At 60.5% G+C, this 15,429-nt stretch carries 14 protein-coding genes and 2 pseudogenes; 7 read left to right on the plus strand and 9 right to left on the minus strand.

Translation table 11 applies throughout. The annotated features are described in order from the left end of the window. Positions 1-190: 190 nt before the first annotated feature. Complete coding sequence (locus V6582_RS02115; protein ID WP_156634249.1) at positions 191-1,096, minus strand: LysR substrate-binding domain-containing protein; 906 nt, start codon at positions 1,094-1,096, stop codon at positions 191-193. A 92-nt stretch (positions 1,097-1,188) separates the two neighbouring features. On the opposite strand from V6582_RS02115, the gene V6582_RS02120 reads away from it, so the two are divergent. The 7 genes and pseudogenes from V6582_RS02120 (at position 1,189) to V6582_RS02145 (ending at position 7,490) form a co-directional block, all read left to right on the plus strand. After that, positions 1,189-2,298, plus strand: a complete 1,110-nt coding sequence (locus tag V6582_RS02120; protein ID WP_337739380.1) for an NAD(P)/FAD-dependent oxidoreductase — start codon at positions 1,189-1,191, stop codon at positions 2,296-2,298. Then, positions 2,279-2,578, plus strand: coding sequence for a (2Fe-2S)-binding protein (locus V6582_RS02125; protein WP_156634245.1), 300 nt, complete (start codon positions 2,279-2,281; stop codon positions 2,576-2,578). The genes V6582_RS02120 and V6582_RS02125 overlap by 20 nt, the downstream gene beginning before the upstream one ends. Then, positions 2,575-3,945 (plus strand): FAD-dependent oxidoreductase, encoded by a 1,371-nt coding sequence (locus V6582_RS02130; protein ID WP_156634243.1) that lies wholly within the window; start codon positions 2,575-2,577, stop codon positions 3,943-3,945. The genes V6582_RS02125 and V6582_RS02130 overlap by 4 nt, the downstream gene beginning before the upstream one ends. Positions 3,946-3,993: 48 nt before the next feature. Continuing rightward, positions 3,994-5,091 carry an NAD/NADP octopine/nopaline dehydrogenase family protein gene (locus V6582_RS02135; RefSeq protein ID WP_156634241.1) on the plus strand — a complete coding sequence of 366 codons (1,098 nt, stop codon included), beginning with the start codon at positions 3,994-3,996 and terminating at the stop codon, positions 5,089-5,091. 9 nt (positions 5,092-5,100) lie between these two features. Beyond that, positions 5,101-6,500, plus strand: a pseudogene (locus V6582_RS02140) (L-serine ammonia-lyase). A 75-nt stretch (positions 6,501-6,575) separates the two neighbouring features. Continuing rightward, positions 6,576-6,761, plus strand: a pseudogene (locus tag V6582_RS27505) (helix-turn-helix domain-containing protein); the annotation flags it as partial. A 21-nt stretch (positions 6,762-6,782) separates the two neighbouring features. Beyond that, the gene (locus V6582_RS02145; RefSeq protein WP_234889835.1) at positions 6,783-7,490 is read left to right on the plus strand and encodes a LysR family substrate-binding domain-containing protein; all 708 of its coding nucleotides are present in this window, start codon (positions 6,783-6,785) and stop codon (positions 7,488-7,490) included. Here V6582_RS02145 and V6582_RS02150 read toward each other — a convergent pair. From V6582_RS02150 to trbE, 8 genes are read right to left on the minus strand one after another with little or no spacing between them, the layout of a single operon-like run. Further along, on the minus strand, positions 7,487-7,714 hold the full coding sequence (locus tag V6582_RS02150; protein ID WP_156634236.1) for a DUF2274 domain-containing protein: 228 nt from the start codon (positions 7,712-7,714) through the stop codon (positions 7,487-7,489). The genes V6582_RS02145 and V6582_RS02150 overlap by 4 nt on opposite strands. A gap of 2 nt (positions 7,715-7,716) precedes the next feature. Further along, complete coding sequence (locus V6582_RS02155; protein WP_156634234.1) at positions 7,717-8,874, minus strand: TrbI/VirB10 family protein; 1,158 nt, start codon at positions 8,872-8,874, stop codon at positions 7,717-7,719. Beyond that, positions 8,871-9,854: a P-type conjugative transfer protein TrbG gene (gene trbG / locus V6582_RS02160; protein ID WP_156634232.1), complete on the minus strand. Its 984-nt coding sequence runs from the start codon at positions 9,852-9,854 to the stop codon at positions 8,871-8,873. The genes V6582_RS02155 and trbG overlap by 4 nt, the downstream gene beginning before the upstream one ends. Next, positions 9,851-10,540, minus strand: coding sequence for a conjugal transfer protein TrbF (gene trbF, locus V6582_RS02165; protein ID WP_156634230.1), 690 nt, complete (start codon positions 10,538-10,540; stop codon positions 9,851-9,853). Before trbF ends, trbG begins: the two co-directional genes overlap by 4 nt. Further along, positions 10,537-11,898 (minus strand): P-type conjugative transfer protein TrbL, encoded by a 1,362-nt coding sequence (gene trbL / locus V6582_RS02170; RefSeq protein ID WP_337739378.1) that lies wholly within the window; start codon positions 11,896-11,898, stop codon positions 10,537-10,539. The genes trbF and trbL overlap by 4 nt, the downstream gene beginning before the upstream one ends. Before the next feature lie 2 nt (positions 11,899-11,900). Then, complete coding sequence (gene trbK-alt, locus V6582_RS02175) at positions 11,901-12,188, minus strand: putative entry exclusion protein TrbK-alt (RefSeq protein WP_112261074.1); 288 nt, start codon at positions 12,186-12,188, stop codon at positions 11,901-11,903. A gap of 21 nt (positions 12,189-12,209) precedes the next feature. After that, positions 12,210-12,974 carry a P-type conjugative transfer protein TrbJ gene (gene trbJ, locus V6582_RS02180; RefSeq protein WP_156634226.1) on the minus strand — a complete coding sequence of 255 codons (765 nt, stop codon included), beginning with the start codon at positions 12,972-12,974 and terminating at the stop codon, positions 12,210-12,212. Next, positions 12,971-15,427 carry a conjugal transfer protein TrbE gene (trbE, locus tag V6582_RS02185; protein ID WP_156634224.1) on the minus strand — a complete coding sequence of 819 codons (2,457 nt, stop codon included), beginning with the start codon at positions 15,425-15,427 and terminating at the stop codon, positions 12,971-12,973. The genes trbJ and trbE overlap by 4 nt, the downstream gene beginning before the upstream one ends. Positions 15,428-15,429 lie beyond the last annotated feature (2 nt).

Below are 15,429 nucleotides of genomic sequence, written 5' to 3' on the forward strand. Positions count from 1 at the left end.
TCAACGCCCGACTCGAACAGGATTATCGCGTCCCCGGTCTCCCTCGTGACCCGCTTTAGCAATGCTTGGACGCAATTAAGAATCGCGGGTCGGTTTCCGCTTAAAATCGCATTGTACGAGTGAAAATGGTCATGCGGACGGCAGGCATTATAAGGCTTAGATCGCCTGTACCTCTGCCAGGCCCATAAAACTATTGACGGCCCACGTCGTTTCGCGCGAGCGCTCCTCGCACATGCTCGACGAAATCTGCCACGATTGCGCTCTTTCGCGCACGCAATGGTTTTAAGATGGTGTAATCCTGATCAACGATGGGAGAAAACGGCTTGCGAATAATTCGACCATCAAGAAATTCCACCGACAGAGGGTCGACGATCGAAACCCCCAGACCGGCGGCCACCATTTCCCCAACATTGGCAGCATTAGTTGCTTCAAACGCCACTTGAGGAGTAACTCCTTGGCCTTCAAAGGCTCTATCCACCTTTCTGCGCATGATGCCGGTGGATGAGAACGCAACGAAGGGCTCGTGTATAAGGTCGGCAGGATTAAGTTGCGCAGCCTCTTCCAAGCGATGCCCCGGCGGCAGGATTGCGACCGCAGCCGGTGATCTAAGCATCTCCGCCGTGATCGAAGGGTGCTCCACACTGGTCGAAACAATCGCTACATCCAGGCGCCGCAACAAAACGGCTTCGGTCAGAAACTGTGAGCTTTGTGCTTCCACCGATACAAAAACCTTCGGATGCTGCGCATGGAAACTCCTCAGGATCCGGCTAATGAAGCGTCCACCCAAGGCGGGGAGGACACCCAATACGAGCCGGCCATGCACTTCACGATGAATTGCCTCGACCGAGCGCGCGAGCTGATGAACGCCGCCGAGAACGCGATCAACTTCCTCGTAAAGGCGCATTCCCTGATCCGTCGCAACTAGACGTCTACCCTGCCTCTCGAAAAGCTGGAGTCCTGTCTCGGCCTCCAGATCCTGAATGCGCTTGCTTACTGCTGGCTGTGAAACCCTGAGAAGGTCGGCAGCCTTACTGACAGTTCCGGTTTCAACAACCGCCAGCAGCGCTTCCAACTGCCTCAGGCTCGGATCGGCCAATATATAAACTCCTGGAATATATTTCTGAAAAATTCGACTTTGACTTGATATAGGAATTGCACGACTCTGACAACCATCAGGAGGACGTCCCGGTGGATGCAGATACAATCGTTGTTGGTGGAGGTGTAGTCGGAGCGGCACTTGCGTTTGGTGTCGCCAGAAGGCAACGCGCCGTCATCATGCTCGACGGGGAAGATGGGGATCTTCGGGCCGCTCGCGCAAACTTCGGCCTTGTATGGGTTCAGGGCAAAGGGGTCGATATGCCGGCCTACAGCCTGCTCTCTCGAAAAAGTACCGATCTCTGGGAGAGATTCTTGAAGGATGTCGTCGCTGCAAGCGAGATGCCTGTCGACTATGCCCGGCCGGGCGGGCTGATCTACTGTCTTGGGGAAGCGGAATACGAGGCACGGAAAGCAATCAATACACGCATGCACAACCAGCAGACGGGCGTAGAAACCGAAATGATTGAGCGCAGGGATCTCAACCGCATGCTTCCCAAAGTGAACCTTGGGACTGAGGTGGTGGGGGCCAGCTACTGCCGGCAAGATGGACACGTCAATCCTCTTCAGCTGCTGGCCTCGCTGCACAAGGCGATCGTCGCTTACGGCGGGGAGCTCGTCTTCCGGTCATCGGTGTCTCGTATCGTGCCCTGTCCCTTTGGCTTTGAGGTGGAAACCAAACAGAAGCGATATCGCGCCACGCGCGTGATTGTCGCCGCTGGCCTTGCAACGCCACAGCTGACGCAGTCACTGGGACTTAATATGCCGCTTCATTCTGACCGCGGGCAGTTGCTCGTCACGGAACGGCTGGCGCCCATACTCCCATTTCCAGGGAGCGGTCTGCGGCAAACAGCCGATGGAACAGTAATGATCGGTGCAACCAAAGAAAACCTTACTGATCGCGGTGTCACTGTCGCCTCTGCCGCGACACTCGCTTCCCGCGCAACGCGAATAATCCCGGCGTTGGCACAGGTTCGCCTCGTGCGTCAATGGAGTGGCTTTCGCGTCATGCCGATGGACGGATCGCCGATTTACGCTGAGTCGAACAGTCACCCCGGTCTGTTTGCTGCAGCTTGTCATTCCGGGGTGACGCTTGCCGCGGCCCATGCGGAGATCGTCGCGCCCGCCATGATTGAGGGACGGTTGTCGAAGGACCTGTCCGTTTTTTCCAATGGAAGATTCGATGTTCAAAACTGTGCTTGAAAGACCCTCCGGCCAAGCAGACATGACGGTGCTAGTCAACGGAGTTGAAACTCCGGCTTGGAACGGAGAAACGGTTGCAAGTGTGTTGCTGCGCGCGCCCGATGCAGGCCGCAGATCTCCTGTGAGCGGCTCTCTGCGACTTCCGTATTGTCAGATGGGCGTCTGTTTCGAATGCCTGGTGGTCGTCAACGGTGTTGCCTCGATCCAAGGATGTCTTGTTCCCGTCGAACCCGGAATGCAGATCGACAGGCAAAACGGTCCACGGGAAATCGTATCATGACTTATGACGTGGCAATCGTCGGATCGGGGCCAGCTGGAATGAGCGCTGCGGTCCGTCTGCGTTCGCTCGGAGCAACCGTAGCGGTGATCGACGAGCAGCCCGAACCTGGCGGTCAGATCTGGCGCGGCATCGAGCGAAATCTCGGCAGCCGGATGTTTGCAGCGCTTGGCGCGGATTACGAAAAAGGCAGGGCCCTTGCGGCACAGTTCCGTGCCTGCGGTGCAGATTATCTCGCTGGCGCGCAGGTCTGGCAGATCGAGGAAGGTTGGGTGCTCTTCGCCAGCGTCAGGGGCGAAACCAGCCAGATTTCTGCCAGAGCAGTTCTTCTCGCCAATGGTGCGCAGGAGAGACCCGTTCCGTTCCCCGGCTGGACGCTTCCTGGCGTGATGACGGTCGGAGCTGCACAGGTTCTATTGAAATCCGGCGGGATGTTACCTCAGGGGAGGATATGGATTGCCGGTGCGGGGCCGCTCCCGCTGCTCTACGCAACTCAGTTGCTAAACCTTGGCGGGCAAATCGCAGGCTATCTCGATACCGCCAAACGGCCAAGCCTGGCTGCGGTAACTCTGCTTCCCAGAGCTTGGCGTGACTTTCCCAGTCTGCTTAAGGGATTAGGTTGGCTTCGGGCGCTTCGCCGAACTGGCGTGGTCAAGAGCGGCGCGTCCGATCTTCGCGCCGGAGGAAACGACCGACTCGAGTTCATCACTTGGGAGTCCAGCGGTCGTCTGCATAGTGCGCCGGCGGATGTACTTCTGGTGCACGAAGGGGTGGTGCCGCGGATCCATGAAACCCTGGCTATGGGATGCGCCCACCACTGGAACGAGGAACAAGGTTATTTCGCACCCACCCTCAATGAATGGGGTGAAACCAGCCGTGCGAACCTCTTCGTCGCGGGAGACGCTGGCGGGATTGGGGGGTGGGTCGCCGCGACGGTCTCGGGTGAAAGCGCCGCGCTCGGCATCGTGAAGCGCCTAAATCTTTGTTTAAACACGGAAAGGCTGCGCGCCGAATGGGATTTAGTCGGACGGCGCCGCCGCGCCATTGCGCTAAGGCCATTTCTGGATCGATTCTACCGGCCCCCACGTCAGCTAATCCCCGACGAAACCATCGTGTGTCGATGCGAAGAAGTGACGGCCGGAAACATCCGAGCAGTTGCGCTCGCCTGCGCGCCTGATCCTGCCGCTATCAAGGCAGCAACCCGATGCGGAATGGGTCCGTGCCAGGGACGCCAGTGTGGTTACTCGGTTCAGGCACTAATAGCGGAAGCCCACGGGGTTTCCGCGGGAGAAGTGAGGTTTTTCAATATCCGCCCGCCGCTCAAACCTGTGACGCTTGGGGAGTTGGCAAAGCTGGCGGCAGGACAATGATCGTAATCGCCAGATGCCAAGGCATTCTGCAATTTTAGGATGGTCACGATGAAAGTGGGAATTGCCGGAACTGGCGCAATAGCTATGGGCTATGCCGCCTTTTTGATGAAGAATGGCCACGCGGTCCAAGTCTGGTCGCCTTCCGGTCGGGGCGCTGCCGGCTTGAGCGCCGGCGTGCCGGTGACAATCACAGGTGCCATCGATGGCGACTTCCTTCCCGGCGCTTGCAAGAATAAGGCGGAACTTACGGATTCGGACGTGATCATTCTAGCCTTGCCGGCCTATGGCCATCGAATGGTCATCGATAGCATCGCGCCGCATATCAAGCCACGCCATACCGTGATCATCAGCGGTCACCTGTCCTTTGCCGCGCTTTTTTTGGCGAAGAAGCTGGCTGCGCGCGGCATTGAGATCCCGGTCGTTGGCTGGAGCACCACCGTTTTAACTTCGAAAACGCAGGCTCCCAATACTGCTAGGATCGGGGCGATACGGTCTAAGATCGACATGGCGACGGTCCCGGCCCGGTTCGGGGATCACGCCCACACAATCTGCGTTGAGCTCTTCGGCGACCGCTTCGTAGTCAAAGATGATCTGCTGACGATCGCACTCAGCAATCTCAATCCGCAGAACCACCTGGCAATCGCATTATCCAACCTGACTCGGATAGAGCATGGCGAAACCTGGGGCCAAAACTCCAACATTACACCTGGGGTCGGCCAACTTATCGAGGCCTTGGATCGCGAACGGGTCGAGCTTGCTGAGACGCTCGGCAAGCATGTCCGCACGATCTCCGAACATTACAAAATGTCCTACGGAGTCGAGGAAGCCTCGGTGGCGGAAGCGTCGGCGAGGCTTGTGGGAAAAGGCAGCGACCCAGCGGGACCGAAGACTATAGCCACCCGCTACATACTCGAGGACGTGCCTTTTGGCCTTGTGCCAACGCTGTTGCTCGCCGAGATGGCTGGCGTCGACATGCCCCTTCATCAAGGTGGAGTAGATATTATCGGAGCCTGCTACGGAAGAAGCTTTCGTGCTGATAACGATCTTCTGCCCGAGCTTGAACTGGCTCAGATCAATGCTCTTCGCAAAAGTGTCACCGTTGGGTATCTCCCGGCGCCGCTGGCCTGCCGCCCGCAGCTTCCATGAGGAGGACCGATGTTTCTTTCCGTATTCGACGTTTTCAAGATCGGCGTGGGTCCATCAAGCTCGCACACGATGGGACCGATGTCAGCAGCCAACCGATTCCTGGACCTGATTGCGTCCGGGAACTGGCCGCGGCCGGTCGGAACACAGATTTCCTCTCTCAGGGTCAGCCTGCACGGATCGCTGGCCTTCACCGGAATCGGGCACGGCACCGATAGAGCGGTGATCCTTGGTCTGACGGGTGAAGTCCCGGAAAAGCTCGATCCCGACCGTATGGCTGGCATTGTAGCGGAAGTGGAACGGAGCGGGCATGTAACGCCGCCGGGTCATCCAACCTATGAATTCCAGCCCCGGACAGATCTGGTTTTCGACAAGAAGCAACCGTTGCCAGGGCATGCCAACGGCATGACCTTTTGCGCCTTCGACCGCTACGACCGAATGCTTCTAAAGCGCATCTACTACTCGATTGGCGGTGGCTTTGTCGTTACCGATACCGAGCTTGAAACTATGCGTGGTGCAAAGAAAGCCTCGTCCGAAGAGGGCGTGCCGTATCCCTTTGCGTCTGCGAGGCAAATGCTGGATATGGCTAGCACCTCAGGCCTGTCGATAGCCCAAATGAAGCGGATGAACGAGGAAACTGCAATAAGTGGTATCGATCTCGATGCTGGTCTCGATCGCATCTGGGAGGCGATGAAGAGCTGCATCGACCGAGGACTCACGGTCGACGGCATCATGCCGGGCGGTCTCAAGGTGAAACGCCGTGCGCGGGCGATTCACGACAAGCTCGCAGGAGAACGGAGCAGCAACCGCCTGAATCCGTTGCTCGCCAATGACTGGCTGTCGGTATACGCTATGGCCGTCAACGAAGAAAATGCAGCGGGCGGGCGCGTGGTGACAGCCCCCACGAATGGCGCGGCAGGAGTAGTCCCCGCGACCCTACGCTATTATCTGCATTTCCATATGGATGCGACGCAAGATGACATCCGCGACTTCCTGCTAACAGCTGCAGCAGTCGGTGGAATCATCAAGCACAATGCCTCGATCTCCGGTGCCGAAGTTGGTTGCCAGGGCGAAGTGGGTCAGCCTCAGCTATGGCGGCCGCAGGGCTTGCCGCCGTTATGGGTGGCTTGCCGGAGCAAGTAGAGAATGCGGCCGAGATCGCGCTAGAGCACCACCTTGGCATGACTTGCGATCCTATTGCAGGCTTGGTGCAGGTGCCGTGCATCGAGCGTAATGCTCTTGGCGCCGTTAAGGCAGTCACTGCAGCATCTCTGGCACTCAAAGGTGACGGGACACATTTCGTACCACTCGACGCAGCGATCGAAACCATGCGCCAGACTGGCCGCGACATGAGTGAAAAATATAAGGAGACCTCAACGGGAGGCTTAGCTGTCAACGTTGTGGAATGCTGAAAGGTAAACGATTTCAGCCGGCGTAAAAGGCCATCGGGGCCATGTAGCGGACTCCACTCTCAAGAGATGATACTGATGCCACCCCACTTCGTTGACTTCCGGTTATTTACATACGCTTTGGTCTCTGCCGAACATGGTAGTTTTCGCCGAGCCGCGGCTGCGCTGAATCTCCAGCAGTCTACGGTGAGCCGGGGTGTCCGAACCCTCGAACATCGCGTTGGAGCGGAACTCTTTGAACGAAATCACGCCGGAATCCGCCCCACGCCTGCAGGCGATCGGTTCTTGCAGGAAGCTACGCTGGGCTTTGATCACTTGAAGCGCGCCATGCGGCAGGCAGAGGCCTCGCAACGTGGTGAACATGGCGAACTTACGGTTGGTGCCAGCGTACCATTTACCTTGTTCGGCGAATTGTTCGAGCGCTTCCGCGAGAAACATTCCGGAGTTGAGTTGGAAATAGTGGAGGGCACCGCCAGCGCGAGTTCGGCCCTGGTGCATCAGCGGCGCGTGGACGTGGCGATTGTGGCGAGTCGCCATGAGAACGGAGGATTCCAATCGCAGCGTCTTGGCGATGAGCCGATCCTGGCGGTTCTCCCACGATCGCATTCGCAAGCAGGTGCGCGCCGATTGAGCATTGATGACCTTCGACAGGAAATGTTCATCCTAAGTGCAAACGGTCTTGGGCCGGATATCAGGGATTATCTTACTCGCCGAATGACAAAGTCGGGTACAGAACCGCGAATTCAACTGCACCGCGCCAGTCAATGTGACCTGATCAACATGGTGGCGTCGGGATTTGGTGTGACGATTGCCGTCGGTCGGACCCGCGCCGTCATCGATGGTGTTGTCTTCATTCCCCTTGCGGGCAGGAGCACCATATCAGTTTGGGCGATCTGGATGGATTCCAACCCGAATCCTGCACTGCACGACCTCCTCGACATTGCGCAAGAACGGACTGCAATGCCGCGAGCGACGGCGCGCGGAAGAGTTTAAGCCCTCGCTGAGCCTTTTCGCGCCCGTGCGAACCCCCGGTCTGTCGATATAAACCGGACAAGCATCGGCACGATCAGCTTCACGGGATCGGCTACGGGCTGCCCCGTCTCACGTGCAAGCACGTCAGCATACGCGATCAGATCGCTATGAAGTGAAGCAGGCAGCTCCAGCGACACTTTGATTGGCTTATCATCGGCGATCGGGCCAAGTTTCAGCTTTGTCATGGTCAACCTCTGTAAGGTTCAAGGACAAGGTCACGCGTAACGATCACGCGAACGGGGAAGCCGGGCCGGATGGTCAGGGTCGGCGCGACTTGCAACTGACGGCGGATGATCTGCTGACCAGCGTCGTTGATCGTGTCCTGCGCGCCATCCCGTATAGCAGCCACGAGACGATCTTCATCACTGACGGCCAACTCTGTGCCGACCGCGAGCAAGGTGGACAAGCCCGCCGCCTTGGCAAGATCCCACCAATGATAATCGACACCATCCTCGAGGCCGGCATAGCCCTGCGGATCGGCGCCCGGTTGACGTTCGAGCACGATCGACCGTCCATTCGGAAAAATCAGCCGATCCCAGACCAGCAACGCCCGTCTCTGGCCGAATTGCACATTGTTATCGTATTGACCGATGATCCTCGTTCCTTGCGGAACCACGAGACTGCGACCAGTCGGACTGTCGTAGATGTTCTCCGTCACTTGCGCGATAATCTGGCCGGGAAGATCGGAACGAATGCCGGTTATAAGTGCGGCAGGAATGACGGCCCCGGCCTGGAGCACGAAGGGCGAAGCAGGCGCGATGACGCGATCCGTGGCGGTGGTGCGGCGATCGACCGGCGCATTGAGGAATGCGTTTTGTCGATCCTGCACGGTCTGCTGACCCGGCTGACCAGCGAGGCCGGCGAGATCGAAACCGGGAGCGCTTGGGGTTATTGAACCTGCCGATGTGGCCTCCTTCGTGCCAGGCTGGGTCTGGAAGAAGACGCGCGACGTGCGCGCGGCCTCTTCCTCTGCAAGCCGGCGCTGCTCGGCTTCATCGACAGTTGGTGTCGAAATCGCCGGAGGGACGACGGGCTGGCCGCGGTTCTGTGCGTCAAGAATCGGCCGCCCGAGATCGCCGGGCAAAGGCGCGCCAAGAACCGGGCCGGTATAGTCTCGCGGCAGGCCGGCGAGACCGTCTGCCGTCTGCCGATTTGCGGTCGAGTACAATGCCTCGCCGTCACGGCCGGCATTTCGGGTCTGAAGGGCATAGATCAGGGCGCCGCCAATCCCGACCAGAGCAACGGCGGTGACGCTGGCAAGGACCTTGCGCGACAGCCGGGTGACGCGCGGCGGCTCTGCCCGCAGCCGCATCGGAGCGCTGTTGTTGTTGTTCTCCTCGCTCATGACGCCGGCCTCCCGTCGGTACGGACAATCCTCACCGTTTGCTGCCGGCCGCCGCTGCCGAGGCGCAGTTCGGCCGCTCCGAACAGACGATCGACGATCAGGATATGACGGTAGACACGCGTGTTGGCGATCTGCGCCTCGCCCTCGGATCCGATCAAGAAGATCGGCGGCATTTCGCCCTGGACGATGCCGCGCGGAAACTCGACATAGACGCGCCGGCCGTCATCATAGACTGAGACCGGTTTCCAAGGCGGGTTATCGCCACTCAGGCCGTATCGATAATTGCGCGATGCGACGGCCGGAATGACCGGCGTCGCCGGAACGCTCTGGCCTTGTCTGCCTGGCGGCTGCGGATATGCCCATGCGACTGAAGGCATGTAGGGCTTTGCACCGGAACGCAGCTCGATCATGTAGACGCGCCGGTCGGTCGTCACGACAAGGTTGGTCGTGATGTCGGCGCGGCTTGGTTTCACAAGGATGTGGACCCGCTTTGTCGTGCCGACGCCGCTTTCGGTGTCACCTATGATCCAACGCGCGGTATCGCCGGCCGCAATCGGCCCAGCACCGGTCAGGTTTTCGCCCGGCTCAAGGGCTATGTCGGTGATCTGCCCCGGTGCGGCGTAGACCTGATACAGCGCGCCTTCGGACCAGGGGTAAATCTGGATTGCGTTGAAATATCCCTCCCGGCGCGGCTGGACGCGAGCCGCGGCATTGGCGTTCTCGACGCGGGCTATCGGCGTGCTGCCAGCCGTCCCGCCCTTTGCCGGTGTCCAAGCCGGAGGGATATGGATCGGGCGCGGTCGATCGTCAGTGACTGACGTGGGTACGGATGGCAACGGAGGCACGTTCCGGTCGTAGCTGATCTCCGGCGGTTTTTGCAGCGTGGCGCAGCCGGCCAATGTGGTGGCGGAAAGCAGCAGAACAGGAAGCACGGATTTACGGAAAACCGGAATATCGCGGTTACGGAAAGCTGTCTTCATTGGCTCATCTCCCGCGACCAGTTGATGGCGTTGACGTAGATGCCGAGAGGATTGACCTTGATCCCCTCGACGTCGCGCGGCTGCTGGATCACGATGGTCAGGATTGCGGTCCAGCGTTCGGTGGTGGAAAGCTGGCCGTTCTCGAAATGCCGCTCGGTCCATGCAACACGAAAACTGTCGGGCGATGCCCTTATGACGCTGGAGACTTCAACCGCGATCTGCTGCTTGCCGACCTTGGTGAACGGGTCGTTGGCGCGTGCGTAGTCATTGAGGGCGGCAGCGCCCCGATCCGTCGTCCATTCGTAAGCCCGAAGCCAGTTCTGCCGGACGATGATCGGGTCGGCCGGAATGCTTCTCGTTTGCTCGATGAAGCGTGCGAGGTGCCAGGCCACTTGCGGATCGGTCGGGCGGAAATCGGCGGTAGCAGGGGCAATAGCCTGCGCCTGACCGAGATTGTCCACCTGCACGATCCACGGCACGACGGTCCCCCGTACCGATTGGTAGACCAGGGCTGCGGCGAAGCCAGCCGACAGGACCAGCGAGCCGATGGCCATATAGCGCCAGTTCTTCGCCTGCACGCGGGCCGAGCCGATCCGTTCGTCCCAGACCTGCGCGGCCTTCTGATACGGCGTTTCCGGTTGAGGTGTTTTGCCGTAATGCACGGCGGGCCGTTTGAAGAGATTCATGAGCGGTCACTTTCAGAGAGATTGACGGAGGCACCGGACCCATGACCGTCGCCCGAGCGAACTGCGTGCGCGGCAGCGCTGACGCCGTGGGAGACATGGCTGCCGCGCTTTATGCGTTGAGCCCATGCAGGCGGCTGGTCAGTCGTTGCTCCCGGCGCGACGGAAGAAGGATCGGCTTCGCCGCCGACTGTCCCCATCGTCGATGTCCCGCCGGTCGCACCAAAGCCGGCGCGGGTGCCATCGGAGAAACTGGATTTCATGCTGTCGGAAGAGCGCGACGTAGCACGGCGCAGCGGTGACATGGCGGACGATCCGGCGGCGCGCGCCACGCCGCCGAGGCCGGAGACGATGCTCGACGAACCGGCCTGTCCCATCGAACCCAACGTGTAGGCAGAAGATGCAGCTCCGGTCGCTGCTGCACCGCCTCGCATGGCTGCGGCGCCGCCGGAAAGCAGGGCTGCGCCACCTCTTGCGGCCAGCATCGCACCGCCACCTGCGGCCAGCGCTGCGCCGCCGACCGCCAGACCGGTGCCAACCGCGGCGCCTGCGCCAAGCTGCGGGCCACCGCTAACGAGGCCAGCCGCGATGCCGGGTCCGAATATTCCGAGGCCGACGAGCGAAAGGGCAGCGAGCACGACCGCCATGGCGTCGTCGATACTCGGGGTATGACCGCCAAAACCTTGCGTAAACTGGCTGAAGAGCGTCGAACCGATGCCGACAATGACGGCGAGAACCAGGACCTTGATGCCGCTGGAGATTACGTTGCCGAGCACGCGCTCGGCCATGAACGCGGTTTTCCCGAAGAGGCCGAAAGGGATCAATACAAAGCCGGCCAGCGTGGACAGTTTGAATTCGATCAAAGTCACGAACAGTTGGACGCTGAGAATGAAGAACGCGAGAATGACGAGCGCCCAGGCGAAGAGCAGGCAGGCGATCTGAATGAAGTTCTCGAAGAAGGCGATCCAGCCCATGAGGTCGGAGATGGATTCGAGCAGCGGCCGGGCCGCGTCCAGTCCTGCCTGCGCCACTTTGCCGGGACGGAGGAGATCCTGCGCGGTGAACCCGGTCCCGGAGGCTTTCAGGCCGAGACCGGAGAAGCTGTCGAAGACAATCTTCGCAAGGTTGTTCCAGTTGGAAATCAGATAGGCGAAGACGCCGACAAACAGCGTCTTCTTCACGAGCCGGGCGATAATGTCGTCGTCGGCGCCCCAACTCCAGAATAGCGCCGCTAGCGTAATATCGATGACGATCAACGTCGTCGCGATAAATGCCACCTCGCCACCGAGCAGACCAAAGCCGCTGTCGATGTATCGGGTGAATGTTCCCAGAAAACTGTCGATTACCCCCGATCCGCCCACGATTACCGTCCTTCGTTCAAAGATGGTGATGTTGGGGCGGTCGGTCGACCGAGGAACCGATCGCGTGTCTCGGCCCAGACGCGCAGGCATTCGGCGTCGCTTCCCGCCTGCTGGCCAAGCTGCTGGCACCGACGCTGCCCTTCGCGCAGTGGATCGCTTTGGGGCTGGCCAACCCGCACCGGCGAGGCCTCCGGCGGCTCTTCCTTGCGGATCAATTCGACGACCGCCGCAGTGATGGCGACGGCGACGAATACGACTGCGCCCAGCCGGGCCAGCATTTTGCCGTCCATGACAATGCTCCCTTCAGGCTTTCAGTTGCCGCTGAACATCTGCACGTTGCCGGGCTGATAGTCGGAACCGGGCGTCAGGAAGCGGCGACGCTGTTCTCGCCCCTGCTCGGCGGCCGCAGTTCGCTCGGCCTCGGTCAGCGCGCCCGACCGGCCGTTGGCGGCGAGCAGCGCGACCAGATCGGAAAGCTGCTGCGATTGCAGCGCGAGAAGCTGGTTGCCGGCCTGAGTCGCCTGAAGCGCGCCGGTCGCGCCCTGGCTTTGACTCACCAGTTCGCGCATCTGCGTGCGGTTGGTGTCGATATTGCCGACGACGCCGGCCTGGACGCGCATGGCGTCCTGCAAGCTGCCAACGGTGTTCTGCCAGCGGGAGCGGGCATCGGTAACGAGCTGCTGATCCGTCGCCGACATCTGAACATTGCCGTATTGGCTCTGGAATGCTTGGTCGATGCCCTGCACGTCGAAAGCGATGTTCTGCGCCTGGTTCAGGAGTTGCTGCGTGCGCTGGACATTCTGCTGAAGCGTCTGAAGCGAGGAGAACGGCAGGCTCGCTAGATTGCGTGCCTGGTTCATCAACATGGTGGCCTCGTTTTGAAGCGAGGTGATCTGCTGGTTGATCTGCTCCAGCGTGCGCGCTGCCGTGAGAACGTTCTGCGCATAGTTGCTCGGATCGAAGACAATCCTCCACGCATAGGCGGGAAGGGTCGAAAGCGGCGAGATCGCGAGCGGCATAGCCAGCATGGTCGCGGGGAGAACGGCGGAGAATTTGCGAATGCGACGGATGCTCATGGCTGAAGCTCCTTTTCGGGTTGGGGGCGGGGAGTGTGGAAATTCGGCAGAAGATCGACCGCCCAGCCGGCGCCGCGGGTTGCCAGCCAGGCGGCGAGGAAACCCTCGCGGCCGTGCCCGGCAACAAGGTTGGCAATCAGGGTCTGATCGGATTTGGAGGATGCGGCGCAGAGTGCGAGGCCGACTTCGGACAGCCCTAGCTCGAACAGGCGGTTGCCGCGCCGCGACTGGCAGTAGTAGTCCCGTTTCGGTGTCGCCCGCGCGAGGACTTCTATCTGGCGGTCATTGAGGCCGAACCGGCGATAGATTGCCGTAATCTGCGGTTCGATGGCGCGTTCGTTCGGCAGTAGCAGCCGCGTCGGGCAACTTTCGATGATCGCAGGGGCGATGCCCGAACTGTCGATGTCGGAAAGTGACTGCGTGGCGAAGATGACGGATGCGTTCTTCTTACGGAGCGTCTTCAGCCATTCGCGGAGCTGGTTGGAGAAACCCTCGTCATCCAGCGCCAGCCAACCTTCGTCGATGATCAGCAGCGTCGGGGAACCGTCCAACCTGTCGCCGATGCGATGGAACAGATAGGTCAGCACCGCGGGAGCGGCACCCGTGCCGACAAGGCCCTCGATCTCGAATGCCTGCACTCGCGAACTGCCCAGGTGCTCAGTTTCGGCATCGAGCAACCGGCCATTGGGACCGCCGACACAGTAAGGGCGAAGCGCCTGCTTTAGATCGTTGGATTGCAGTAGGACAGCGAGGCCGGTGATGGTGCGTTCCTCTACCGGCGCGGAGGCGAGCGATGTCAGAGCGGTCCAGATATGCTCCTTCACCTCGGGCGTAGTCGCCATACCTTCGCGCATCAGAATCGCCGCAATCCAGTCGGCGGCCCATGCGCGCTCATGAGCGTCATGGATACGGGCGAGCGGCTGAAGCGAAACCGAAGTGTCGGAACCTTCGGTGAGGCTGCCGCCGAGATCGTGCCAATCTCCGCCCATGGCGAGCGCCGCGACGCGGATGCTGCCGCCGAAATCGAAGGCGAAGACCTGAGCGTGATCGTAACGACGGAACTGGAGCGCCATGAGCGCCAGCAGCACGGACTTTCCCGCGCCTGTCGGACCGACGACGAGGGTGTGGCCCACGTCACCGACATGAAGGGAAAGTCGGAACGGGGTGGAGCCTTCGGTCTTTCCAAAGAGCAGCGGGGGCGCATCGAAATGCTCGTCTCGTTCCGGCCCCGCCCACACGGCGGAGAGAGGGATCATGTGAGCGAGATTGAGCGTCGAGATCGGCGGCTGGCGGACATTTGCGTAGGCATGACCGGGCAAGCTGCCGATCCATGCATCCACCGCGTTGACCGTCTCGATCATGGCGGTGAAGTCGCGGCCCTGGATGACCTTTTCGACCAGCCGCAGTTTCTCGTCGGCAAGCTGCGGATCAGCATCCCAGACGGTGATGGTGGCGGTGACATAGGCCATTCCCGCCACATCAGATCCGAGCTCCTGCAAGGCGAGATCGGCGTCGGCCGCCTTGTTCGCAGCATCGGTGTCGACGAGCACCGACTGCTCGTTCGTCATCACCTCTTTCAGGATCGCGGCGATGGACTTGCGCTTGGCGAACCACTGGCGCCTGATCTTGGTCAGCAGCCTGGTCGCATCGGTCTTGTCGATCAGGATCGCCCGGGTCGACCAACGATATGGGAAGGCCAGCCGGTTAAGGTCGTCCAGCAGGCCGGGCGTCGTCGTGGTGGGGAAGCCGACGATAGTGAGAATACGAAGATGCTGGTCGCCCAGCCGCGGCTCCAGACCGCCTGTCAGCGTTTGATCGGCGAGCAGCGCGTCGAGATAGATCGGCGTTTCCGGCACACGGACGCGATGGCGCTTGGTGGAAACCGTAGAATGCAGGTAGGTCAGCGTCTCGCTATCATCGAGCCAGCGGCAGGACGGCATGAAGCCATCGAGCAGCGCCAACACGCGATCGGTCCTATCGGTGAAGGCGCGCAGGATCTCGTGCGGATCGATGCCTGATCGTTCGCGGCCTTCGTACAGCCACGACTCGGTGCGTGCGGCTTCCTCCGCAGGCGGAAGAAACAAGAAGGTCAGGAAGTAGCTCGACACGAAATGCGCCCCCGCTTCCTCGAAATCAGCCTTGCGCTCAGCATCGACCAGGCCGGAAGCTGGATCGGGAAAGAGGCTGTTCGGATAAATCGCGGCCTCGTGCCGCTGGGCTTCGACGAAAATACTCCAGCCGGAACCGAGCCGGCGGAAGGCGTTGTTGATGCGGCTTGCGACCGCGACCAGTTCGGCTGCAACGGAAGAGTCCAAGTCGGGCCCGCGAAAGCGGGCCGTGCGCTGGAAGGAACCGTCTTTGTTCAGCATGATGCCGGGGCCGACGAGTGCGACCCATGGCAGGTAATCGGCAAGGCGCGCGGCAGTGCGGCGATATTCGGCAAGGTTCATCATGA

It is taken from the genome of Agrobacterium vitis (assembly GCF_037039395.1).
GTDB classification, from domain to species: Bacteria; Pseudomonadota; Alphaproteobacteria; order Rhizobiales; family Rhizobiaceae; genus Allorhizobium; species Allorhizobium vitis_E.

What these genes read in the sequence shown, in the direction of transcription:
- V6582_RS02125 (WP_156634245.1), top strand. Translation starts at nt 2,279, where the DNA reads ATGTTCAAAACTGTGCTTGAAAGACCCTCCGGCCAAGCAGACATGACG.
- V6582_RS02130 (WP_156634243.1), top strand. Translation starts at nt 2,575, where the DNA reads ATGACTTATGACGTGGCAATCGTCGGATCGGGGCCAGCTGGAATGAGC.
- V6582_RS02135 (WP_156634241.1), top strand. Translation starts at nt 3,994, where the DNA reads ATGAAAGTGGGAATTGCCGGAACTGGCGCAATAGCTATGGGCTATGCC.
- V6582_RS02150 (WP_156634236.1), bottom strand. Translation starts at nt 7,714, where the DNA reads ATGACAAAGCTGAAACTTGGCCCGATCGCCGATGATAAGCCAATCAAA.
- V6582_RS02155 (WP_156634234.1), bottom strand. Translation starts at nt 8,874, where the DNA reads ATGAGCGAGGAGAACAACAACAACAGCGCTCCGATGCGGCTGCGGGCA.
- trbG (WP_156634232.1), bottom strand. Translation starts at nt 9,854, where the DNA reads ATGAAGACAGCTTTCCGTAACCGCGATATTCCGGTTTTCCGTAAATCC.
- trbF (WP_156634230.1), bottom strand. Translation starts at nt 10,540, where the DNA reads ATGAATCTCTTCAAACGGCCCGCCGTGCATTACGGCAAAACACCTCAA.
- trbK-alt (WP_112261074.1), bottom strand. Translation starts at nt 12,188, where the DNA reads ATGGACGGCAAAATGCTGGCCCGGCTGGGCGCAGTCGTATTCGTCGCC.
- trbJ (WP_156634226.1), bottom strand. Translation starts at nt 12,974, where the DNA reads ATGAGCATCCGTCGCATTCGCAAATTCTCCGCCGTTCTCCCCGCGACC.
- trbE (WP_156634224.1), bottom strand. Translation starts at nt 15,427, where the DNA reads ATGATGAACCTTGCCGAATATCGCCGCACTGCCGCGCGCCTTGCCGAT.